The 22,125-nt window shown below is 57.9% G+C and carries 22 protein-coding genes; 13 read left to right on the top strand and 9 right to left on the bottom strand.

Annotated elements, in window-relative coordinates:
* Positions 1–9 precede the first annotated feature (9 nt).
* From VGK48_01740 to VGK48_01720, 5 genes are read left to right on the top strand one after another with little or no spacing between them, the layout of a single operon-like run.
* Positions 10–645: a cytochrome c oxidase subunit 3 gene (locus tag VGK48_01740; protein ID HEY2379880.1), complete on the top strand. Its 636-nt coding sequence runs from the start codon at positions 10–12 to the stop codon at positions 643–645.
* Positions 646–672: 27 nt separating this feature from the next.
* Positions 673–1,296, top strand: coding sequence for a cytochrome c oxidase subunit 3 (locus VGK48_01735; GenBank protein ID HEY2379879.1), 624 nt, complete (start codon positions 673–675; stop codon positions 1,294–1,296).
* A gap of 11 nt (positions 1,297–1,307) precedes the next feature.
* On the top strand, positions 1,308–1,637 hold the full coding sequence (locus VGK48_01730) for a cytochrome C oxidase subunit IV family protein (protein ID HEY2379878.1): 330 nt from the start codon (positions 1,308–1,310) through the stop codon (positions 1,635–1,637).
* Positions 1,637–1,846, top strand: coding sequence for a hypothetical protein (locus tag VGK48_01725; GenBank protein HEY2379877.1), 210 nt, complete (start codon positions 1,637–1,639; stop codon positions 1,844–1,846). The genes VGK48_01730 and VGK48_01725 overlap by 1 nt, the downstream gene beginning before the upstream one ends.
* Complete coding sequence (locus VGK48_01720) at positions 1,812–4,070, top strand: heavy metal translocating P-type ATPase (GenBank protein HEY2379876.1); 2,259 nt, start codon at positions 1,812–1,814, stop codon at positions 4,068–4,070. The genes VGK48_01725 and VGK48_01720 overlap by 35 nt, the downstream gene beginning before the upstream one ends.
* A gap of 274 nt (positions 4,071–4,344) precedes the next feature.
* Here the strand turns inward: VGK48_01720 and lysC are convergent, their stop codons facing one another.
* From lysC to gltB, 3 genes are read right to left on the bottom strand one after another with little or no spacing between them, the layout of a single operon-like run.
* Positions 4,345–5,688, bottom strand: coding sequence for a lysine-sensitive aspartokinase 3 (gene lysC, locus VGK48_01715; protein HEY2379875.1), 1,344 nt, complete (start codon positions 5,686–5,688; stop codon positions 4,345–4,347).
* The gene (locus tag VGK48_01710) at positions 5,688–7,109 is read right to left on the bottom strand and encodes a glutamate synthase subunit beta (GenBank protein ID HEY2379874.1); all 1,422 of its coding nucleotides are present in this window, start codon (positions 7,107–7,109) and stop codon (positions 5,688–5,690) included. Before VGK48_01710 ends, lysC begins: the two co-directional genes overlap by 1 nt.
* Positions 7,102–11,616 (bottom strand): glutamate synthase large subunit, encoded by a 4,515-nt coding sequence (gene gltB, locus VGK48_01705; protein ID HEY2379873.1) that lies wholly within the window; start codon positions 11,614–11,616, stop codon positions 7,102–7,104. The genes VGK48_01710 and gltB overlap by 8 nt, the downstream gene beginning before the upstream one ends.
* A gap of 158 nt (positions 11,617–11,774) precedes the next feature.
* On the opposite strand from gltB, the gene VGK48_01700 reads away from it, so the two are divergent.
* Positions 11,775–12,659 (top strand): LysR family transcriptional regulator, encoded by an 885-nt coding sequence (locus VGK48_01700; protein ID HEY2379872.1) that lies wholly within the window; start codon positions 11,775–11,777, stop codon positions 12,657–12,659.
* Between the two features lie 133 nt (positions 12,660–12,792).
* A complete protein-coding gene (locus VGK48_01695; GenBank protein ID HEY2379871.1) occupies positions 12,793–13,353 on the top strand; it encodes a CAP domain-containing protein in 561 nt (186 codons plus the stop codon).
* Here the strand turns inward: VGK48_01695 and VGK48_01690 are convergent.
* Entirely contained in the window at positions 13,325–14,248 is a 924-nt protein-coding gene (locus VGK48_01690) for a site-2 protease family protein (GenBank protein HEY2379870.1), read from the bottom strand. The two genes, VGK48_01695 and VGK48_01690, sit on opposite strands and share 29 nt — an antisense overlap.
* Positions 14,249–14,343: 95 nt before the next feature.
* Positions 14,344–14,610: an HU family DNA-binding protein gene (locus tag VGK48_01685; GenBank protein HEY2379869.1), complete on the bottom strand. Its 267-nt coding sequence runs from the start codon at positions 14,608–14,610 to the stop codon at positions 14,344–14,346.
* Between the two features lie 58 nt (positions 14,611–14,668).
* On the opposite strand from VGK48_01685, the gene dcd reads away from it, so the two are divergent.
* Positions 14,669–15,226 (top strand): dCTP deaminase, encoded by a 558-nt coding sequence (gene dcd, locus VGK48_01680; GenBank protein ID HEY2379868.1) that lies wholly within the window; start codon positions 14,669–14,671, stop codon positions 15,224–15,226.
* Positions 15,227–15,328: 102 nt separating this feature from the next.
* Here dcd and fabG read toward each other — a convergent pair whose 3' ends face one another.
* From fabG to VGK48_01660, 4 genes are all read right to left on the bottom strand, one after another.
* Complete coding sequence (gene fabG, locus VGK48_01675) at positions 15,329–16,054, bottom strand: 3-oxoacyl-[acyl-carrier-protein] reductase (GenBank protein ID HEY2379867.1); 726 nt, start codon at positions 16,052–16,054, stop codon at positions 15,329–15,331.
* Between the two features lie 42 nt (positions 16,055–16,096).
* Positions 16,097–16,891 (bottom strand): energy transducer TonB, encoded by a 795-nt coding sequence (locus VGK48_01670; GenBank protein ID HEY2379866.1) that lies wholly within the window; start codon positions 16,889–16,891, stop codon positions 16,097–16,099.
* A gap of 71 nt (positions 16,892–16,962) precedes the next feature.
* Positions 16,963–17,802 (bottom strand): proline dehydrogenase, encoded by an 840-nt coding sequence (locus tag VGK48_01665; GenBank protein HEY2379865.1) that lies wholly within the window; start codon positions 17,800–17,802, stop codon positions 16,963–16,965.
* Positions 17,769–18,836 (bottom strand): GNAT family N-acetyltransferase, encoded by a 1,068-nt coding sequence (locus VGK48_01660; protein HEY2379864.1) that lies wholly within the window; start codon positions 18,834–18,836, stop codon positions 17,769–17,771. Before VGK48_01660 ends, VGK48_01665 begins: the two co-directional genes overlap by 34 nt.
* 92 nt (positions 18,837–18,928) lie before the next feature.
* Between VGK48_01660 and VGK48_01655 the strand changes: the two genes are divergently transcribed.
* From VGK48_01655 to VGK48_01635, 5 genes are all read left to right on the top strand, one after another.
* Positions 18,929–19,339, top strand: coding sequence for a hypothetical protein (locus VGK48_01655; protein ID HEY2379863.1), 411 nt, complete (start codon positions 18,929–18,931; stop codon positions 19,337–19,339).
* A 197-nt stretch (positions 19,340–19,536) separates the two neighbouring features.
* On the top strand, positions 19,537–20,139 hold the full coding sequence (locus VGK48_01650) for an HD domain-containing protein (protein ID HEY2379862.1): 603 nt from the start codon (positions 19,537–19,539) through the stop codon (positions 20,137–20,139).
* 174 nt (positions 20,140–20,313) lie between these two features.
* Positions 20,314–20,604 (top strand): RNA-binding protein, encoded by a 291-nt coding sequence (locus tag VGK48_01645; GenBank protein ID HEY2379861.1) that lies wholly within the window; start codon positions 20,314–20,316, stop codon positions 20,602–20,604.
* A gap of 78 nt (positions 20,605–20,682) precedes the next feature.
* Positions 20,683–21,117, top strand: coding sequence for a DinB family protein (locus tag VGK48_01640; GenBank protein ID HEY2379860.1), 435 nt, complete (start codon positions 20,683–20,685; stop codon positions 21,115–21,117).
* A 125-nt stretch (positions 21,118–21,242) separates the two neighbouring features.
* The coding region (locus VGK48_01635; protein ID HEY2379859.1) for a hypothetical protein at positions 21,243–22,125 on the top strand (883 nt) is incomplete at its 3' end.

The following is a 22,125-nucleotide window of genomic DNA, read 5'->3' as shown; positions in this document are numbered from 1 at the left end:
GAGAATTCCATGCCGACGTTAGTTGAAGAACGAAAAGAAATCATCCTGCCGCCACCTCCGCCCGCAGATCGGGGCGGCGATGGCGGTTCCGGAGATCCGGAATCTTCGTTCCCGGTATCGAAGGGACAAATCGCAACCTGGATTCTGCTCACGGCGATCCTCATGCTGTTCGCCGGACTGTCGAGCGCGTATATCGTGCTGCGCGGTCAGCCAACCTGGCAGAACATCGAGTTGCCGTGGCTGTTGTGGCCGAATACCGCGGTATTGCTGATGAGCAGCGTCGCGCTTGAATTGTCGCGAAAAGCGATCCAGCGGAAGGACGCCGCGAGCATGAAGCGCTGGCTGAGCGTCGGCGGCGTTCTGGGTCTTGGGTTCCTTGTTGGACAACTGGCGGTGTGGAAGCAACTGGTCAATGAAGGCGTGTATCTGCCGTCTACGCTGCAGAGCAGTTTCTTTTATATTTTATCCGGCCTCCATGGCGTGCACCTTCTAGGCGGAGTGATCGGGCTGTCGGTCGTTTTAGGGAAGGCATTGAAAGACCGGCTGACGGTCGCCAATCACGAACCGCTCAAACTTATCGCCCTCTATTGGCACGTGATGGATGCGCTCTGGATTTATCTTTTTCTGATGATGTTGTTGTCTTAACGCAAATTTGTGGGAGATCTGAACTGAATGGATTCCAGCCTCGCTGCTGAACAACAACGGATACTTGCTTCCAACTGGGGCGGCGGAAAATCGCCGTTCGGCACCTCGTGGAGCAAGTTCATGATGTGGATTTTCATCATTTCGGACGCGCTGACATTCGCCGCGTTTTTGATCGCATACGGATTCATGCGCCGTATCAGCCCGGCCTGGCCGAAGCAGACGGAAGTCTTCAACATGGTGTTGATCACGCTCATGACTTTCATTCTGATCTCCTCCAGCGCGGTAATGGCGATGGCGGTCGGAGCGGCCCGCGCGGCGAACCCGAAACTGGCAGTTCGATTCATGGCGCTCACGGTCGTCGGCGGGCTGGCATTTCTCGGGTGCCAGGCTTTCGAATGGAGTCATTTGATTGAAGAGGGCGCGCGCCTGACCCATAATCCATGGGGAGTGCCGCAGTTCGCAGCGACGTTCTTTGTGATCACCGGCTTTCACGGGTTTCACGTCCTCAGCGGTGTGACGATCCTGGCGATCGTGGCGATACGCGCGGCGCTCGGGAAGTATTCGGCGGATCAGGTCGAGAACGCTGGCTTGTATTGGCACTTTATCGATGTGGTCTGGGTTTTTGTTTTTGCATTTTATTACCTCATGTAAGGAGATCATCTGTGGCTGATCACGAACACGATCACGATCAAGAACATCATCCCGTAAACTACAGACTGTATTTCAAAACGTGGGTATGGCTTCTTATCCTGACGGCAACCGCCCTGGGCCTGGGCTATGCGCCTATTAACGAAAGCTTGAAAGCTTTTCTGCTGGTCTGTACGACCCTGGCGAAGATTCTGGTCATTGCGGCGATCTTCATGCATCTGCGTTACGAACGGATCAATCTGGTTCTTCTGACGTTCGTTCCTCTCATCCTTGCTATAATCATGTTTTCGTTCACCTACCCCGAGACTCTGGGGACTGCGACTCATCTGATACGGGTGCACTGATGATTGGACTACATCCCGAATTGTGGGCTCAAGGCTGCTCGCTCTGTCGTTCCGCCCTGGAGAACTCGTCTGAAGGCAGAGCTCTAGCCGCGGGGCTGAATCGCGGCATTCTGATGATGTTGATTTTGCCGTACTGTCTGTTCGGCGCGTTCGGATACTTCATCTACCGGGCGCATCGTAAAAAGTCCAAGCAGGGGCTCGTTGTTTGAAATAGATCCAGTTTGCCACATGACGGTCCTGCCGGAGACCGCCGCCGGCAAGTACGAGTACAAAGGCCAGACCTACTATTTCTGCAATCCCAGGTGCCTCGAACGATTCCGCGCCAATCCCGAACAATTTCTCAGCGAAGATAGAGACGCCCGGTCCCGCGAAAGCGAGGCCGGAAAGCGTCCGCAGGTTTCCGCCTACGTCTGTCCCATGGATCCGGAGGTGCGCGCCACTGCGCCAGGCGCGTGCCCCAAATGCGGTATGGCACTCGAGCCGGAAATGCCTTCGCTGGAGGACGAACCGGATACCGAACTCAAGAACATGACGCGGCGGTTCCGGGTTGCCGCGACTCTAGCCATTCCCACCCTAATCCTGGGCATGTCCGAAACCGCGCGTCCCGTTCAGTTCATTCTGGCGACGCCGGCGGTTCTGTGGGCCGGCTGGCCGCTTTTTCAGCGGGCCGTGGCTTCACTGATCAATCGCAACCTCAACATGTTTACGCTGATCGGTATCGGAACGGGTGCTGCGTACGGATATAGCGTCGCCGCTCTGTTCGCCGGTCTTCCGGTCTATTTTGAAGCGTCTGCGGTGATCACCGCATTGGTGCTCCTCGGGCAGGTTCTTGAATTGCGCGCGCGTAGCCGGACAGGAGAGGCACTCAAAGCTCTGCTGGGATTGGCTCCAAAGACGGCCCGCTTCATACCGCCGTTCGGGCCGGAGAAGGATGTCCCTCTGGATCAGGTGCGTGTTGGAGATGTGTTGCGCGTCCGGCCGGGTGAAAAAGTTCCGGTCGACGGCGCCGTCGTCGAGGGCGCCAGCGCTATCGATGAGTCGATGATTTCCGGCGAGCCCATTCCGGTTGAGAAGACAAAAGGCGATCCGGTCATTGGTGGCACGATCAACGGTACCGGGAGCTTCCTGATGCGAGCGAAGCGGGTGGGCCGCGAAACACTGCTCTCGCAAATCGTCGCGATGGTCGGTCTGGCGCAACGGAGCCGGGCGCCCGTGCAGAAGCTGGCAGATCGCGTGTCCGCGTTCTTTGTGCCTGCCGTTGTGTTGGTGGCTGTGATTACCTTTTTCGTCTGGCTGGCGATCGGGCCGTCGCCGCGGCTGCCTCACGCGCTGCTGAATGCGGTGGCCGTGCTCATCATTGCGTGCCCGTGCGCTCTTGGTCTTGCCACTCCAATGTCGGTCATGGTCGGTGTCGGCCGGGGCGCGGCCGCCGGTGTGCTGATCCAGAATGCGGAAGCATTGGAGGTTATGGAAAAGGTCGATACGCTGGTTGTCGACAAGACCGGAACATTGACCCAGGGGAAGCCCACTGTGGCGGCACTGGTGCCCGCCGAGGGCTTCAACGAAACGGAATTGCTTCGCCTGGCAGCAAGCATTGAACGGAACAGCGAACATCCGCTCGCGAGTGCGATTGTCGATGCTGCCGTCCGGCAGAGTTTAAAACTCTCGGTTGCGACGGATTTTCAGGCGGTCACCGGAAAGGGCGTACAGGCAAAGGTCGATGGCCGACCGGCCGTTTTTGGAAACTTGAGAATACTGGAGGATGCCGGGGTTTCGCCGGAACGATTTGCCGATGCTGCCGAGAGGCTCCGCAAGGATGGCCAGACCGTTGTGTTTCTTGTGGTTGAAGGAAAGCTTGCGGGACTCGTCGGTGTCGCGGATGCGGTGAAGCCCTCGACCCCGGAAGCCATCGCTAAACTGCACCATGAGCATCTGCGGATCGTCATGGTCACCGGCGACAACCGCACGACGGCCCAGACCGTTGCCAGACAACTCGGGATCGATGACGTGCGCGCAGAAGTGCTGCCGGCAGCGAAGGGCGGCATCGTCAAAGCACTGCAGAAAGAAGGCCGCGCCGTAGCGATGGCCGGTGATGGTATCAATGACGCGCCGGCGCTGGCGCAAGCCGACGTCGGGATCGCCATGGGCACCGGCACCGACGTTGCGATGCAGACCGCCGGAATCACGCTGGTTAAAGGTGATCTGCTTGGAATTGTTCGAGCCCGCGAGTTGAGCCGCGCCACGATGAAGAATATCCGGCAGAATCTCTGGCTCGCATTCATCTACAACATCGTCGGAATACCTATCGCAGCGGGCGTTCTCTATCCCGTGCTGGGTTTGCTGCTGAGTCCGATGATCGCCAGCGCCGCGATGACGTTCAGTTCCGTTTCTGTTATCACGAATGCGTTGAGGCTGCGGAAGCTTCAATTGTAGGGTCACCGGCTCAGCAGGAAAACGGCGAGGTCGACATTCCCCGCCTTTCCAAGGCGGGGAGCCCGAGCGATCAAACGTTAGACCGCTCGGGCGGGGCGAAGCACGAGCCCGGTAGGGCGAAGCAGTAATAACGGTTGTCAACGAACCGCGTAGCCCACGTTATTTGTTGATGGAAGTGACTAACCGCCCCGTCTGCGCCGCTAAGGAACGGGTCCATTTCTTGATGGCGCAGCCACCCCGCCTTGAAAAGGCGGGGAATGTCTATATCACCGATTCACCCTTGCAATTCGAACACTTCCGGATCAACTTCACTGAAAAAATCGGCGTGCAGCTTCTGGATCGCGGCGTTGGCGTCTTTTTCGTCGATCAGAAAGCTGAAATTGATGTTTGAGGCGCCGTGGGAGACCATGAGAATGTTGATGTCGCCCAGGCCGCCGAACGCTCTGCGCGCCACGCCAGGCGTGTATTTCAAGTTGTTCCCCACCAGGCAGATCAGCGCTTTGTGCGAGGCGGTTTCAACGTCTCCGAGCTGTTTCAGGTCCTGAGCAATCGCTTCGAGCGACGACACATTGTCCAGGGTCAGCGAGACGGAGACTTCGGAGGTTGCGACCATATCGACCGAAGTGTGATGCCGGTCGAACACTTCGAACAGCGCGCGCAAAAATCCGTGCGCCATCAGCATTCGAGACGAAGACACGGTGAGGACCGTGATGCCCCGTTTACAGGCGATCGATTTGATGAGATTTCTGCACGGCCGGGCTTCCCGCGTGATGCGCGTTCCGGTGCCTTTCGGCTTTTTGGAATTGAGGATATACACCGGAATATTTTTTTCAACAGCCGGCAGCACGGTCAATGGATGAAGAACTTTGGCGCCGAAATAGGCGAGTTCCGATGCTTCGTCGAAAGAAATCTCTTTTACTTTCCACACGGAGTTCACGATACGCGGATCCGAGGTCATCATGCCGTCGACGTCCGTCCAGATCTGAATCTCTTCGGCATGAAGCGCGGCGCCGGCGATCGCCGCCGAATAATCGGAGCCGCCGCGGCCAAGCGTGGTGACCGTGCCCCCGAGGGTTGTTCCAATGTAGCCGCCCATCACCACGACACGGCCGGCATCAAGATGAGACCTGGACGCTTCTTCCAGACGTGATGTTGTGACATCCATCAGCGGCGCCGCTTTGCCGAAACGATCGTCCGTGACGAGGCATTGCCGCGCGTCAATATGGGCCGCATCGAATCCCAGCCGCTTCAGCCGATCCACGAAAATCAACGAAGACAGAGCCTCGCCATACGATGCGATTAAATCCTGTGTGCGGGTTGAAAATTCGCCGATGGCTCCAAGGGCTTTCAGCAACTCGCGCAGACGCACGAAATGTTCTTCGGTCGAGGGCAGGAGTTCTGTGTGCCGGTATTCGAGACGGTCGGCAATCGTCATCGCCTTTCCGACCTCGCCGCGCGCGGCAAAGCTGCCGGCTTCGAGCAGTCCGTTGGTCGCGCCGCCCAACGCGGACACCACGACGAAAGGTTTTTTCGAGATGCGCTCGCCGACAATGCCGCAGGAACGGTCAATGGCGGCAGCGTCCTCCACCGACGTGCCGCCGAACTTCATCACAATCATTACGGAAGGTCCGAACGGCCCATCAGAAATTTGTCGACGAATTTCGCAGCCTGGCGGCCTTCACGGATGGCCCACACGACCAGGGATTGGCCGCGGGCCATGTCGCCTGCCGCGAAGATGCCCGGCACGCTCGTCATCTTCTCCGCGTTGGTGGTGACATTGCCGCGCTCGTTGATGGCAACGCCGAGTTGATCCAGCATCCCTCGGCGCTCAGGGCCAAGGAAGCCCATGGCCAGCAGAACGAGATCGGCGTCCAATGTGAACTCGGAACCGGGCACTTCCTTCATGTTCCGCCCTTCGAACTCGACATGCACCGCATGGAGTTGCGCGACGCGCCCGTCACGGCCGGTAAAGGTCTTGGTGAGAACGCAGAACTCCCGGCCGCCGCCTTCCTCGTGCGCTGAAGAGGTGCGGAATATATTGGGCCAGTTCGGCCAGGGATTGTCCGCGGCGCGTTCGGCCGGCGGCTTTGGCAGGAGTTCAAACTGGACAATCGAGCGGGCGCCTTGACGGTGGGCCGTTCCCAGGCAGTCGGCTCCAGTGTCGCCACCGCCGATGATGACGACGTGTTTATCTTTGGCCGTGATGAACGCCGAATCCGCGATTTCGTCGCCTTCGCAGCGTTTGTTCTGGAGTGGCAGATACTCCATTGCGAAGTGAATGCCGCTTAACTCGCGGCCCGGCACCCACAGATCGCGCGGCGCTGTGGAGCCGCCGGCAAGAAGAATGGCGTCGAATTCGCGTTTGAGTTCTTCCACCGGGACATTCAAGCCGACATTGGCATTGGTCCGGAACATGATGCCTTCTTCGTGCATGATATCCAGACGGCGGTCGAGGACGCGCTTCTCCATTTTGAATTCGGGAATGCCGTATCGCAGCAACCCCCCCACACGATCCGCACGCTCGAATACGGTGACCCAATGGCCTGCCTGATTCAATTGAGCCGCCGCCGCCAGACCTGCGGGACCTGAACCCACCACCGCGACAGCGCGGCCCGTCCGGATTTTGGGCCGGCGGGCGCGAATCAAACCTTCTTTAAAAGCGCGGTCGATGATGCTGACTTCGATGTTTTTGATTGTGACCGGGTCCGCGTTGATGCCGAGCACGCAGGAACCTTCGCAGGGCGCCGGGCAGATGCGGCCGGTGAACTCGGGAAAGTTGTTGGTCGCGAGCAGACGATACAGCGCTTCCTGCCACTGGTCGCGGTACACGAGATCGTTCCAGTCGGGAATGATGTTGCCGAGAGGGCAGCCCTGGTGGCAGAACGGAATGCCGCAATCCATGCAGCGCGAGGCTTGCGCTTTGAGCTTGTCCTCCGGAAAGTCTTTGTAGACTTCCTTCCAGTCGTGAATACGCTCGTCGACCGGCCGCCGTTCGAAGTTGACTCTGCCGATTTCAAGAAAACCTGTTGGATTACCCATGTTGCACCATCGCGAATGTCTTTCCCGCCTGCTCTTTCTTCTCTGCGAGGACACGCCGATAGTCGAGAGGCATAACCTTTACCAGCTTTTCACGGAAGTAAGACCAGTTGCCCAGAATCTGTTTTGCGCGTTCGCTCTGCGTCAGATCCGCATGGCGCGCGATCAAACCGCGCACGAAGGCTTCTTCCTGCGGATCCTCGATGGCTTCAAGGTCGACCATCTGAAGATTGCAGCGTTGCGCGAAATCGCCTTCTTCGTCGACGACGTAAGCGACGCCGCCGCTCATGCCCGCGGCAAAATTCCGCCCGGTCCTGCCGAGGACAACGACGCGTCCCGCGGTCATGTACTCGCAGCCATGGTCTCCGACGCCCTCGACGACGGCAACAGCGCCGCTGTTCCGGACGGCGAAGCGTTCTCCGGCAACACCCCGGATGAGCGCTTCACCGGAAGTCGCGCCATACAGCGCGACGTTGCCGATGATGATGTTCTGTTCGGCTTTAAACGTTGCGGCCGCCGGTGGAAATACCATCAGCCGGCCGCCCGAGAGACCCTTGCCGAAGTAGTCGTTCGCATCGCCTTCCAGTGTCAGGCTGATGCCATGCGGCAGAAATGCGCCGAAGCTCTGACCGGCGGAGCCGGTGAAGCGAACTCGAATGGTGTCTTCCGGCAGGCCTTCGACTCCGTAACGGCGTGTCACCTCGCTGCCGAGGATGGTGCCGACGGTCCGGTTCGCATTCCGGATCTGAAGCTGCAACTCGACGGGCCTTTTGTGTTCGAGCGCGTCTTTCGCCAGTTCCATGATCCGGTTGTCGAGCGCCTTTTCGAGGCCGTGATCCTGGCTCTGTACGCGCCGGGTCGGCACATTTGCGGGAACCGGGGCCATGTGAAGAACCGGAGTCAGATCCAGCTTCTTCGCCTTCCAGTGTTCGACGGCATTCTGCGTGTCGAGGCGGTCACGGCGGCCGACCATTTCATCGACGGTCCGGAAGCCCAGCTGCGCCATCAGTTCACGGACTTCCTCGGCAATCATTCGGAAGTAATTGACGATGTATTCGGGTTTGCCGGTGAACTTCTGCCGCAATACGGGATCCTGCGTCGCAACACCGACCGGGCAGGTATTGAGGTGGCAGACCCGCATCATGATGCAGCCCGACACAATCAGCGCCGATGTGGCAAAGCCGAACTCTTCCGCGCCCAGGAGCGCGGCAATCACAACGTCACGGCCGGTCTTCAACTGACCGTCGGTCTGCACGACGATGCGGCCTCGCAGGTTGTTCTGGACAAGAACCTGGTGCGTCTCCGCCAGACCGAGTTCCCATGGGATGCCCGCATGTTTGATGCTCGTTACCGGCGACGCGCCTGTGCCACCGCTGTCGCCCGAAATCAGGACGACGTCCGCGTGCGCCTTGGCCACACCGGCAGCAATCGTCCCAACGCCGACTTCCGAAACCAGCTTGACGCTGATCCGCGCGCGCGGGTTCGAGTTCTTGAGGTCGTAGATCAGCTGCGCCAGATCTTCGATCGAATAAATATCGTGATGCGGCGGCGGCGAAATCAATCCCACGCCCGGCGTGGAATGGCGAACGCGCGCGATGACCTCGTCCACCTTGTGGCCGGGCAATTGTCCGCCTTCGCCGGGTTTCGCGCCCTGAGCCATCTTGATCTGCAATTCATTGGCGCTGACCAGGTACTGGCTGGTGACTCCGAAGCGAGCCGATGCGACCTGTTTGATCGCGCTGCAGCGCGAGTCGCCGTTCTCATCGAGGATGTAGCGGGCCGGATCTTCGCCGCCTTCGCCTGTATTGCTGCGTCCCCCGATGCGATTCATCGCGATCGCAACGGTTTCATGTGCTTCTTTGCTGATCGATCCGAACGACATGGCGCCGGTGGCGAATCGTTTCATGATCGACTCCACCGCTTCGACTGCGTCGAGCGGAACCGGTGTCGCGGCGAATTTGAGATCCATCAACCCGCGCAGCGTGCACAGCTTCTGGCTGTGCGTGTTGATGATCTGGCTGTATTCCTTGAAGATTTTGTAGTTGTTCGACCGGGTCGAGTACTGCAGCTTATGGATCGACTCGGGATTGTACATATGGTACTCGCCGTCCTGCCGCCACTGATACTGGCCGCCCCAGTCGAGATCCGGAAGACGGACAGGGCGCGCGGGAAACGCGCAGCGATGGCGTTCGAGAGTCTCCGCGGCAATGTCGTCCAGGGCGACGCCGCCGATGCGTGAAGGCGTGTTCGTAAAGTACGTATCGACGAATTTCTGATCGAGTCCGACGGCTTCGAAGATCTGCGCCCCACGGTAACTCTGGAGCGTGGAAATCCCCATCTTCGACATCACCTTGAGCACGCCCTTCTTGACGGCCTTGGTGTAGTGATTCACCGCTTTCTGGTGATCGATTCCGGTAAGCAGATGCAAGCGGATCATGTCGTCAAGCGTTTCGAAGGCCAGATACGGATTGACGGCGGAAGCGCCGTAGCCGATCAGCAGGCAATAGTGGTGCACTTCACGCGCATCGCCCGTTTCCACAATGAGCGTGGCTTTGGTGCGGGAACCCTCGCGTACCAGATGGTGGTGCAGACCGGACGTCGCCAGCAGGCTCGGAATCGGAGCGAAGTCTTTGTCGATCTGCCGGTCCGACAGGATCAGAATCGTTGCCCCGGACCGGATGGCAATAGTCGCTGTTTCAAATAAATCCTGAAGCGCGCGGCGCATGCCTTCGCCGCCCTCCGATGCCTTGAAACACATGGGCAACGTTACAGAGCGGAAGCCTTTGACGGAAATGTTCCGCAGCTTCTCGAGATCGTCGTTGTCCATGATCGGCGACAGAATCTTGATCATGTGGCAGCTCTCGGGTTCCGGCTTCAGAAGGTTCTTCTCCGGGCCGAGCGCAGTGGACATCGAAGTGACGAGTTCCTCCCGGATCGCGTCCAGAGGCGGGTTCGTGACCTGCGCGAACAGCTGCTTGAAATAGTTGTAGAGCAACGGCTGCTTGTCCGAAAGGACCGCCAGCGGCGTGTCCGTGCCCATGGACCCGATGGCCTCTTCGCCGTTCCTGGCCATCGGCGCCATCAGGATCCGCAGATCCTCATGGGTGTAGCCGAACACCTGCTGCCGCAGCAGTACTGTCGCGTGATCGGGTTCCGGCACCGGATGGCCGGGCAGATCCGCCAGCCGGACGACATTTTCATTCAGCCACTGGCGATAAGGGTGTTCACTGGCGATCTTGTGCTTCAGTTCGGCGTCGTCGATGATGCGGCCCTGCACGGTGTCGATCAGCAACATCTTGCCGGGCTGCAAACGGCCTTTGAGCAGAATATTTTCCGCGGGAATATCGAGAACGCCGACTTCCGACGCCATCACGACAAGGCCGTCTTTGGTGACGTAATAACGCGACGGACGCAGTCCATTGCGGTCCAGCGTGGCTCCAATGACAACGCCATCGCTGAACACCATCGAGGCCGGACCGTCCCACGGCTCCATCAGGCACGAATGATATTCATAGAAGGCCTTTTTCTCGTCGCTCATCGTCTCGTGGCCGTCCCACGCTTCCGGAATGAGCATCATCATGGCTTGAGGAAGCGAACGGCCCGTCATAACGAGCATTTCGAGGGCGTTGTCGAACATGGAGGAATCGCTGCCGCCATCGACGATCACCGGAAGCAGGTCCTTGACCTCTTCACCGAACAACTCCGATTGAAACAGCGCCTCGCGCGCTTTCATCCAGTTGATGTTGCCGCGCAGCGTGTTGATTTCGCCGTTATGCGAGATGTAGCGGAACGGGTGCGCCAGCGACCAGCTCGGAAACGTGTTCGTGCTGAACCGCTGGTGAACGACAGCCAGAGCCGAGGTGATCCGCGGATCGACCAGGTCCGGGAAGTAAACTGCCATCTGCCCGGCCGAAAGCATTCCCTTATAGACGAGAGTCCGGGCCGAGAAACTGCCGAAATACAGCTCGCCGGTCGTCTTTTCGATGCGTTTCCGGATCAGGTAAAGCTTTCGCTCGAAATCGTCGACCGTCTTCAGATATGGATTGCGTTCAACGAAGACCTGCTTGAACACAGGTTCCACGGCCTTTGCCGAATCGCCGATCGGCGAATTGTCCGTCGGCAGATCGCGCCAGCCCAGGACCTTCTGTCCCGCGCGCTCGATGGCGGCGGCAATCATTTCCATGCACCAGCGCTGCGTATAGTTGTCGCGAGGAAGGCAGACCATGCCGACGCCGTAAGTGCCGGGCGACGGCAGCTCGAAGCCCAGTTTCCTGCACTCCGCTTTCAGGAACTCGTGCGGAATCTGAATCAGAATTCCGGCCCCATCACCTGTGTTTTCCTCGCAGCCTTTGGCGCCGCGATGCTCCAGGTTTACGAGTACTTGAAGCGACCTCCGAACGATGTCGTTGGACTTACGGCCTGCAATATCAACCACAAAGCCGACACCGCATGCGTCGTGCTCGTATTGAGGGTCGTACAGGCCTTGTTTCGGCGGCAGTGCTGAAAACATATGGATAAACCTCTCCCGGACAGTTGTCCTCCAAGGGTGGCGAATACTTTAGCCAACTTCTCTGAATAAGTCATCCTGTAAAATAAAAGTACTTTGCATAAGCACAGCTAATGTCTTATCTTCTCTGAACGCGGGCTTTAGCCCGCGTTCGCAAAGGAATGAATCTCGACACCTTAAGCCTCTATTGTGACGTTATCCGCTCGGGGAGCTTCTCGCTGGGAGCTGCTTCGCACCGGATTTCGCAGTCGGCTGCCAGCCAGGCTGTCCGGCAGCTGGAGGAAGAACTCGGCTCGCAGCTCATCGATCGCACGAAGCGTCCATTTATGGTGACTCCGGAAGGGAAAAAGTTCTTCGAAGCCTGTGTCGCATTGCTCGACAATTTCGAAAAAGCCAAAACGGAGATTACGTCCCAGCGGACGCTGGTGAGCGGAGCAGTGCGGGTGGCCGTTATTTATTCGGTCGGGCTGCACGATATGGGGATCTACTCGCAACAGTTCACGCAGCAGTATCCGCATGCGAAGATCCGGCTCGCGTACCTGCATCCTCACGAAGTGGTGGATGCGATCATTAATGATGAAGCAGATCTCGGCATTCTCTCGTTTCCCTCGCCTCACCGGTCGCTGACGGTGGTGCCATGGCACTCGGAACCGATGGTTTTCGTGTGTCACCGCTCGCACCCCATGGCAAAGCGGAAACTGGTGTCTTATCGGGACCTGGATGGAGAGAATTTCATCGCTTTCGATCGCAGCCTCAGTATCCGGAAAGCGATCGACAAAGCTCTCCGCCAGCACGGCGTGAACGTCAACGGCGCAATGGAGTTCGACAACATCGAGACGATCAAACACGCCATTACCCTGCAGTCCGGCGTGAGCATTCTTCCTCAGCCGAGCGTGGTGCGCGAGGTCGAGTCCGGAGTACTGGCCGCCATACCAACGGACATGCCGGATCTCGTCCGGCCTGTCGGCATCGTCCACCGCCGCCAGAAACTCCTCACGCCCACAGCCCAGACGCTTCTGGAGTTCCTACAGAGTCAAAAACAGTAGTTAAGGCCATTGGATCATTGGATCATCCGACATTTGTTCATTTCTTCAATTGAAGAAATGAACAAATGTCGGATGATGCAATGATCCAATGGTCTTATCGGACCAGGGTTGCCTTGGTGCTACACTTTTTAACATGACGCTCCTGATGTTTTTTCTGCTTCTGTTTCAGAACACGAAGCCGGAAATTCGTGTGCCCGATCTCGAACAGCGGGTCCACGAGCTGATCGATGCGCAACGGAAGGCGAACGGCAGCCCGGAGATGGAGTGGGACGGCGAGTTGGCCAAAATCGCGCGCGCGCACAGTGAAGATATGGCGAAGCGAAAGTACTTCAAGCACATCAACCCGGAAGGGCTGACGCCGATGAAACGGGCGGAGGCCGCAGGTTATAAGGTTTGCCAGCTCATGGCCGAGAACATTTACCAGAGCAACCTGTACTCGCGGGTGATCGAAGAGCGGAAGCGCAAGACGACCGAAAAAACCTACATCTGGAATTCACTCGAGAAAATCGCATCCACGACAGTCAAGGGCTGGATGGACAGCCCCGGGCATCGCCAGAACATCCTGGACAAGAACTACACGCGCGAAGGCATCGGCGTTGCCGTCGTGGAAGACGATGACGGCAAAGTTTACGTCACTCAGATGTTTTGCGGGGCGGAGCCCGAGACTAAGTCAGATAAAACGGCATCGGAGTGAAGCACAGGACGAACATGGCGAGGGCAATCCATCCCAGCGCGGTGTGACGCGGCTTCAACGGAACTGAATCATCGAGCGTTGTCGGATGCCGCAATCCGATGAATAGCAGGATTGTTGTCCATAGCAGCCAGCCCTGCCAGTAGAACAATCCCAGAGGGATCAGAGTGAAGAGAAAGGTCTGGGATATCCGCGTATGAACCCGACCGAATAGCGCGTACAAAACGTGGCCCCCGTCGAGCTGGCCTACCGGGAGCAAATTCAGCGCGGTGGCGAAAAAACCGAACCATGCCGCGAAAGCGATGGGATGCAGATTGATGTCCATACCTGCGTGCGGCGTCTTCCCCATCAGCAACTGGAACAATTTGAAGATGAGCGGTTCACCGAGCCCGAAGCCGGCGCCAGGGGGCTCCGGGGCCGTGAATCCGGATTTGGCCAGACCGATAATCAATGTCGGGATCGCGAGCACGAATCCCGCAATCGGGCCCGCGATGCCGACTTCGAGCAGCGCGGCGCGGTGCTGGATCGGCGATTTAATTTTGATAAAAGCCCCCATCGTGCCGATGGGAGTCGGCGCCGGTATGAAGTAGGGCAGCGTCGCGTCGATGCCGTAATAGCAGCACGTCAGGTAGTGTCCCATCTCATGCGCCAGCAGTATCGTCATGATGGCGACGCTGAATGGCAGCCCTTTCAAGAGGATGGAGGGCGAGCGGAAGATTTCCCCCAGGAATGGAAGCACGTCTCCGAGCGAGTTCGTGTAGGCTTCCATCAGCGCTGTGCCGACGATCATCGTGCTGACGCACGTCAGGCCGAACAGCGCCACATTCACCCAGGGAAACTTCTGCCGGCGCGCCTCGGTGAAAAGGATGTCGGCCGGCGGATTGAACGGAGTGTCCATCTTTGTTGTGCCTGCGCGCTATTGCGCGGGCTTCGCGTATTGGGGCTACGAGCTGAGCTATGTTACTACGTTTGCACAGGCTGCGGGCGGGCGGGTTAAAGCGACTGCAAGTCTTTGCCCGGCTTGAATCTCACGGCTTTTCCAGGCGGGATATTCACTTCCGAACCCGTGCGGGGATTCCTGCCGATACCGGTTTTTCGCGGTTTTACCGAAAACACACCAAAGCCGCGCAACTCGATCCGATCATTGGCCTTGAGGGCGTCTTTCATGCAATTGAAGATGGTGTCGACTGCCTGCTCCGCTTTGGTCTTGCTGACTCCCGTCCGCTCCACGATCTGATTCACGAGATCGAGTTTGATCACTTGAACCTCCGTATCTTCTTTGTCAGCATATTTTTACCATCAGGAGACGCGTTAGGCAATGCCAATTAAATCTGATCGCTGGATACGTCAAATGGCCGAAACGAGCGGAATGATCGAACCGTTCAGCGCTTCGCAAGTCGCGGAGGGCATGATCTCATATGGTTTATCCTCTTATGGATACGACCTCCGGCTGGCCGAGGAATTCAAAATTTTTGCTCCCCCGCCGGGCGCAACGCTGAATCCCAAGGCCATTCCGCCTGAATATTACCGGGAACATCGTGGCCCGTCGTGCGATATCCCGCCTAATAGCTATGTTTTAGGAAGAACGCTCGAGTATCTTCGCATTCCCCGGGACGTCCTCACCCTGTGCGTCGGCAAGTCGACATATGCCCGAACGGGCGTTCTCGTGAACGTCACGCCGTTTGAGCCGGAATGGGAAGGCTTCGTCACGGTTTCGATTGCCAACACCACCCCGGTGCCGGTCCGGATCTTTGCGAACGAAGGATTGTGCCAGGTTCTTTTCTTTCAGTCGGATGAGCCCTGCGAAATCTCGTATAAGGATCGCAAGGGGAAGTACCAAGCGCAGAAGAAGATCGAGTTCGGGAGGACGTCCTAAGGGGGAGAAAGACTTATTGGATCATTGCATCATTTCGACGTTTCTTCATTGCATCAATGGAGAAACGTCGAAATGATGCAATGATCCAATAAGTCTGCTTCCCTATATGGCCAATCCCCCGTCAACCTGAATGACTTGCCCGGTGATATAGGCGGCCTTCGGCGACAGCAGGAATAGCGCAACCTCGGCCATCTCTTCCGGCTTGGCGAAGCGGCCCAAGGGGATCTGCTCGAGGGCTTTGGCGCGATAGTCCGGGTTGAGGACACCGGTCATATCGGTTTCGACAAATCCGAGCGCGAGCGCGTTTACGGTGACGTGGGCTTTGGCGATTTCTTTGGCGAGGGCCTTCGTGAATCCGATCATGCCGGCTTTCGACGAGGAATAGTTCACCTGTCCGGGCATGCCGACGATTCCGCTGATCGATGTGATGTTCAGGATGGCGCCGGATTTCTGGCGAATCATCATGCCGATGATGGGCTTGGTCAGGTTGAATGCGCCTTTCAGATTGGTATCGATGACATCGTCCCAATCTTTTTCGCTCATCAAAGCGACCAGCTTGTCCTTGGTGATGCCGGCATTGTTGACCAGAATATCGACGCGTCCGAACCGCTCTTTGACCTGCTTCACGAGGTCTTTGGCCTGATCGAAGCTGGTGACGTCGGCCTGAAATGCGAGGATTGTGTCGCCGTTCGCGATCTCATCCGCAAGCGCTTTGTTCTGGGCGTAGGTGAAGACGACCCGCGCGCCTTCGCGTGCCAGAGCCTGGACGATGGCGCGGCCGATACCGCGGCTTCCACCCGTTACAATTGCGACCTTTCCTGAAAACATAACAGCCGCAGATTACGCGGATTATGCAGGCCGGCGCACGTTTTATTTTTGCGCATCACTCAGTGAAAAGGTGATTCTTGCGGTCAGGATGACGGGCACCGCCTGTCCGTTTAAATAGGTCGGCTCGTACTTCCAATGGGACACGGCCTCGGAAGCCGCTTCCGTGAGCGTCGGCGGCCCGGAAAGAACCTTCACCTTGTCGACGGTGCCGTCCGCAGTGACCGTCGCCTCGACCACAACAACCCCCTCGATGTGGGCAGCCTTCGCTGCCGGCGGATAATGCGGCTGCTCGATATGAACGAGCTTCGGCTGCTTTACATTTCCACCGACACGGACGGGACCGGTTGCCGGCGGCGGAGGAACATTGGCGACGGCGGCGCCGCCAAGTACTCCGCCGAGCGTTCCTCCCGCAACACCTCCCCCGACTCCACCAACCACGCCGCCGGGTACGCTACCTGGGCGGCCGGCAGCGCCTGATTCCACAATCCTGGCGATGTCGCTGGGGATTGCCGTCGGGGCAATAATTGCGGGCTGTTCCTGCACCGGCTGCGCCTTTTGCTGTGCAACCGGCGTGGGTTGAGTCGCAGCCGATGGCCTTTCCGCCTGATGACGGACCGCGGCCGGTGCCGGTGCTTCTTTGGCGGCCGGGGCCGGCGGAGGGGGCGGCGCCATGTACAGAGTCTGGAGGAGTTGGAATTCTCCAAGTTTCTGCGGCAGTGCCATCTGCAGCACAATAATGGACCCGACCAACACTACCTGAACGGCAAGCGCTCCGGCGAAGGCCTCGAATTTCGTCTTATTTTTGTGTGGGATAGTTTCGGGCAGCTCGTTAAACATGATTACAGAATTAGACGGACAGAGTTTGTCGCTGTTTGTCCGTTTCCGGAGCGTAATCCGTAGGAGGGTGTCTAAACTGGGCGTTTACAACGCCATAAGTCGCGAAGGAACCAGCCAATAATGCGTGGATTCCGGAATCCGTTCTTCAGGCGGTAGGGTAGTCCGGCATGCCCGTAGGGAACGTACATGCGTGCGCGGACTCCGAAGTCCCGCGCGATGCGCAGCATGGGTTGCTGCGGAAGACCATAGAGAAGCTCGATTTCGCAAGGGGTGCCGGCATCCTGCAGTCGTCTCAGGGCTAGCCGGGCCATGACCGGATTATGAGTGGCAACAGCGACATGGACTGCGCGGCCGGCCAGCTTTTCCACGATACGGAGGAACCCTTCGCGGGGATCGGCCTCATCGCCTCCGATTCCGGGCCACTCTCCCTTCACGACTCGTACGCGAAGTCCCATGGCCAGCGCGCGCTCGGCGTCAACGGCGCTGCGGCGCCACCGGCCGGGCAGCGTGCAGCCAAGCCGGGGATACGTTTTGGCAGTTTCCGAGATGAGCGCGAACGTTCGATCGACGGTGTCGGGACCCATCGCATCGAAATGTACAACGGCGTTCAAGCGCGCAGCCTCGCCGAGAATTTTCCTGACGAGACCGGCATCGAACCTCAGTGCGGGAGCCTTGATTGACAGATAGCAATCGGACGTCGCTGTGGATACAGTCTTTAGCAGGTTGGCATATGCCGCACAAATCCTCGTCGGTTGATCGGCATAGATGTCCCAATAGCAAACAGTGTTGGCAATTCCGTCGCGTGCCAGCCGCTCGCAGACGGCCTGAGCATCCTTGGTGGCGGGGCCGGCGGTGTACGCGCCGGCGGCGCGCCGGATCAGCGATTGAAGTGCCGATTCAGCCGTTCCCATCCGTATCTCAGTGCGTCCCATGTGAAAGCTGTCATCCCGCGGTGATTTGCGGGGTACCCCCAGACGGACACGCATGGACGAACCTGGTTCGTCCAGATTTCGGTCCATGGTTCCGCCGAACCGAGAAATTCGTAGGTGTTCAAGCCGCGCGATACGGCATATCGAAGGGTTTCCAACATGAGCAGGTTGCCGGGCGAGCAGCGCGCGAATTCTTCGTCATAGCCGACTTTCAGCAGCCAGAAGCCGCCGCCGCATTCGACCGCAATTTGTGTCGCTATGGCCTGGCCGCCGATCTTCATGAAGCAGAGCCGCAGGACTCCTCGCTCGCAGGCGATAGCGGTGTATTGCTCAAAGAACTGCCGCCGCTCGCCGTCCGACAGCAAGGCCGAGCCGCCACGTCCTTTCCAACTCGCCGCCTCGATCTGCAGACTTCGGGCGAGAAGGTCCTTCAGTTGGTCCGGTTCGGGCGAAAGGATCTCATATTCGATCGGCCCGATTTCCTCGGCTTTTCGCTGCGCCCTGCGAAGGCTGGATCTCCGGCTGGCACTCAGCTTCTTTTCCGGTTCGATCCAGGAAGAATCAAGGTCGATCCATGGATAACCGGTTACCGGACGCGACAGAAGTAAACCGCGGGACTGGAAGGCCTTGCGCAGAGCGCTCAGAACCGGCGAGTCCGCCAGAATTCGCCGCAGGAGAATTGGGTATCGCAGTTCCACCAGAGTGTTGACGAGACAAGTCAGCGAACCCGGGTCGGAATGCGGAAAGTCTGTTGGTTCATAAAGTTCGTCCACACCGAGGCATTCGATCCGGGTAATCGTGCGGCCCCGGACCACGAGAGGGGCGAGCGCTCTGGGTTCCCCGGCGCCCACGACGATTAAGCGCAGATTGCCGCAATCGGCGAATGCGGAACTGCATGCTTTTACCCATGCATACTGGTGCATGGGACTGTTGGCCTCCTCGTCAAGAAGCCGCCAGCGCTTCGCCTCGTCTTCGATAGCACCGAATTCCTCGACAATCCTTACTGCGGTAGTCACATCAAGGAGTTGAGCACGTGATATTCCGTTGTATGATGTGGCGCGAACTTAGGCCGGGAGGTAGCATCGGCCTTCTGTACAAGGAGATGCACATGAGCAGGGAAGATGATTTCGATGACATCATGGACTCGCCTGATGAGACGGATCCAGGCCAGGACGATGCTTCCGAGATGCTGATTGATGAGAACTCGGAATCCTCCGTCGATGAGCCTGACGAAACAGTAATCGATACCTTAATAATCGTAGACGAAGAGGAAATGCCGGCGGCGCCCGCACCACCTGCGCCGAAGGCCGCAAAGAAAAAGAAGAAAGCCGCAAAGACAGTCACCAAGAAAAAGGTTGCCAAAAAGAAAGTCGCGAACAAGAAGGTTGTAGCGAAGAAGACAGTTGCGAAGAAGAAGGTTGCGAAAAAGAAAGTAGCTCCAAAAGCGGTCGCGAAAAAGCCGCTCGCGAAGAAAAAAACGCGACCCGCTCCGAAGAAGAAAGCCCGCCGCAAACGCTAAGGAGAACCGCCGATTGCGCCGACTTCGCAAGTGCGTTCGTGCAATACGCTTGATCGGCGGTTCCATTCTCAGAAGGCGGTACATGACGGCTTCGTCGATTTCGATCCGGCCGGATTCGTGCTTCTAGTCGCCGGTATGATCAGTTCCACCCTCCGCGCTAGGCAACAGCGTCGCAAGGTTATATTCTAGACACCCTAATGGATTCCGAACGCTTCGAGCGCCAGATACAGTTCATCCTGGAAATCGACAAACTCAAAACCATATTGAGACGGACCTATTTGATTCATGCCGACCGTGCGGAAAACACTGCGGAGCACAGCTGGCATCTTGCGCTCGGGGCTATTGTGCTGGCGGAGCATGCGAACGAACCTGTCGATGTGGCGCGTGTGGTGAAGATGGTTCTGGTTCACGACATCGTCGAGATCGATGCCGGGGACACGTATTTCTACGATGCGGTGGGTGCTCTGGACAAGCCGGAACGCGAAGATGCCGCGGCCGAACGGCTGTTCGGCATACTGCCGGAGGATCAGGGCAATGAGCTGCGCGCTCTATGGCAGGAATTCGAAGCGGGCAACACTCCGGACGCCCGCTTTGCGCTCGCCCTCGACCGTTTCATGCCGCAATTGCATAACTACTACACGCACGGGCGTTCCTGGGCGGAGCACGGCATTACAGCGGACCGCGTCCTGGAGCGGAATGAAGGTATGGCCGAAGGCTCCGCCCGGCTTTGGCAACATGCCCGGGGATTACTCGAAGATGCGGTGGTCAAAGGCCTTCTTCCAGCGCGGAAAGAAAAGTGACATCCGTTGTATAGACGCCGTGATATTCTTTTTCCGTAACTGCAACAGCGATTCCCGTTGTTGTTTTATGGACCCTTGGGGAGCCTCTTGTCACTGCCGGAGACTGGAATCTGCTTTTTGACTCCTTTCCTGCCCAGCCCACGATGTTCCTTACAAAATTGAATTAGGAAGAAAATGTCGAAGAAAATTTACGTTGGAAATCTGTCGTTCCGAACGACGGAGGATGAACTTACCAGTCTGTTTTCGCAGGTTGGCTCGGTCGAATCCGTCAGTATCATTAATGATCGTGATACCGGCCGTTCAAAAGGATTTGGTTTCGTCTCCATGAACGACGAAGAAGCTGAGAAAGCGATCGCGGCGTTCAATGGAAAGGACCTAGGCGGCCGCCCGTTGACTGTCAACGAGGCTCGTCCGATGGTGAAAAAGGATTTCGCCAGCCGCGCCGGCCGCAACAACCGCTGGTAAGCCATTAGCCGCGGATTCGGCGGATTAAACGGATAGAAATCCGTGCAATCCGCTCCATCCGCGGCTATTCTATTTTCCATGGAATCGGTTTCCCAGGATTTGCTTTCCGCAGTAGCTTCAGGGGATAAGTTAGGCCAGATTGATGACGCCGTGGCGGCCGCTCCCCGCGCGCCCGGCAAGTGGTCGAAGAAACAGGCCCTCGGACATCTGGTCGACTCCGCAGCCAACAACCATCAACGATTTGTCCGCCTCCAACTGGCGCCTCGCATCGATCTGCCCGGATACGACGGCGATGCGTGGGTTCGCGTCCAGCGCTACCAGGACCGTCCCTGGCTCGAAATTGTTCAGCTTTGGCAGACTTATAACACGCAACTGGCGGCGGTGATCCGCTCCGTCGATCCCAAGTCGCTTCAGAATGTCTGGCACACGCCTGATGGTAAAGATCTTACGCTCGAATTTCTGATGCGGGATTACGTCACGCACCTGCGCCATCACCTCGATCAAATTCTTTAATAGAAGAGGGCTTCAAGCCCCGCATTTGTTGCTAGAATAATCCTTACACCTGTTGTAGGGAGGCATGGTTCGACAGGACTTCCAGAAATCCTACCTAGGTTTCGAGTTCAGTCACGATCCGCAAGATGAAAACGATTCCGATGAATAACGCAGGCGTGTCAGCGGAGCTCCGCTTGGGAATTGCCGGCTTCGCTTATCCCGATCTCTATAAGCCGGAACGGCTTAAGGAACTTCTTGACGTCTTTGACGTCGAAGTTGCCGCGGCCAACCCCGAATTGTTTGCAGCCTGGGATGATTACCGCAACCACCCCGAGAAACCGCGCACCGAACCTGAAATATCAGCGTTGCTGGTTGCGATGGCGGCCCATGTCAGCCAGTTCCTGACCAGACTCTTCGGTATTCCGTCAGAAGTCGAGGCTCTGGCTGCCGCGACCGCCGACCAGAATCCCGTTTTCCGGTTCAAAGTCGATTTCATCCGCCGCCGCGTTATTCCGAATCTCAAGAAGCTCACCGCGGCTGCCGATCCTCAGGCCCTGGAAGCCGAAATCAGGCAGCTGCGAAAACAGGCGGTCGACAAAGCAGGCCGGCCGCTGGATGACGAGCTTGCGACGGCGCTGGCCGCGGCCGATCTCATGCAATCCGAGAAGGCCGGAGAGCCTTCACCAGCGCTGGAGTCCCTGAAGCAATGGTGCGCGGCGCATCTGCATGATCCCGCCTACCGCCATTGGGTCAGTTTCCGCTTCCCCGAAACCATCGATCACTTCAACCTCGTCGCACTGCAGCAGCCGAATCCGCAGATTCCTGAGGAGTCCATCGGACCCGACGAACGCCTTCGCCGCCGCGACGGCTTCGGCTTGACCGATGCGCGCATGAAGCCGCGCGAGATTCTGAGCGAGATTCACTACTGCATCCTTTGCCACGAGCGTGACAAGGACACCTGTTCGAAAGGCATCAAAGCCGCGGATGGCAAGGTGACGACGAATCCTCTGGAGATTCCGCTGGATGGCT

This window comes from Terriglobia bacterium (assembly GCA_036496425.1).
GTDB lineage: Bacteria > Acidobacteriota > Terriglobia > 20CM-2-55-15 > 20CM-2-55-15 > 20CM-2-55-15.
This window is presented reverse-complemented; position numbering and strand designations above follow the sequence as displayed.

What these genes read in the sequence shown, in the direction of transcription:
- lysC (HEY2379875.1), bottom strand. Translation starts at nt 5,688, where the DNA reads ATGATTGTGATGAAGTTCGGCGGCACGTCGGTGGAGGACGCTGCCGCC.
- VGK48_01640 (HEY2379860.1), top strand. Translation starts at nt 20,683, where the DNA reads ATGGAATCGGTTTCCCAGGATTTGCTTTCCGCAGTAGCTTCAGGGGAT.
- VGK48_01645 (HEY2379861.1), top strand. Translation starts at nt 20,314, where the DNA reads ATGTCGAAGAAAATTTACGTTGGAAATCTGTCGTTCCGAACGACGGAG.
- VGK48_01695 (HEY2379871.1), top strand. Translation starts at nt 12,793, where the DNA reads ATGACGCTCCTGATGTTTTTTCTGCTTCTGTTTCAGAACACGAAGCCG.
- dcd (HEY2379868.1), top strand. Translation starts at nt 14,669, where the DNA reads ATGCCAATTAAATCTGATCGCTGGATACGTCAAATGGCCGAAACGAGC.
- VGK48_01700 (HEY2379872.1), top strand. Translation starts at nt 11,775, where the DNA reads ATGAATCTCGACACCTTAAGCCTCTATTGTGACGTTATCCGCTCGGGG.
- VGK48_01670 (HEY2379866.1), bottom strand. Translation starts at nt 16,891, where the DNA reads ATGTTTAACGAGCTGCCCGAAACTATCCCACACAAAAATAAGACGAAA.
- gltB (HEY2379873.1), bottom strand. Translation starts at nt 11,616, where the DNA reads ATGTTTTCAGCACTGCCGCCGAAACAAGGCCTGTACGACCCTCAATAC.
- VGK48_01690 (HEY2379870.1), bottom strand. Translation starts at nt 14,248, where the DNA reads ATGGACACTCCGTTCAATCCGCCGGCCGACATCCTTTTCACCGAGGCG.
- fabG (HEY2379867.1), bottom strand. Translation starts at nt 16,054, where the DNA reads ATGTTTTCAGGAAAGGTCGCAATTGTAACGGGTGGAAGCCGCGGTATC.
- VGK48_01735 (HEY2379879.1), top strand. Translation starts at nt 673, where the DNA reads ATGGATTCCAGCCTCGCTGCTGAACAACAACGGATACTTGCTTCCAAC.
- VGK48_01665 (HEY2379865.1), bottom strand. Translation starts at nt 17,802, where the DNA reads ATGGGAACGGCTGAATCGGCACTTCAATCGCTGATCCGGCGCGCCGCC.
- VGK48_01655 (HEY2379863.1), top strand. Translation starts at nt 18,929, where the DNA reads ATGAGCAGGGAAGATGATTTCGATGACATCATGGACTCGCCTGATGAG.
- VGK48_01710 (HEY2379874.1), bottom strand. Translation starts at nt 7,109, where the DNA reads ATGGGTAATCCAACAGGTTTTCTTGAAATCGGCAGAGTCAACTTCGAA.
- VGK48_01740 (HEY2379880.1), top strand. Translation starts at nt 10, where the DNA reads ATGCCGACGTTAGTTGAAGAACGAAAAGAAATCATCCTGCCGCCACCT.
- VGK48_01650 (HEY2379862.1), top strand. Translation starts at nt 19,537, where the DNA reads ATGGATTCCGAACGCTTCGAGCGCCAGATACAGTTCATCCTGGAAATC.
- VGK48_01725 (HEY2379877.1), top strand. Translation starts at nt 1,637, where the DNA reads ATGATTGGACTACATCCCGAATTGTGGGCTCAAGGCTGCTCGCTCTGT.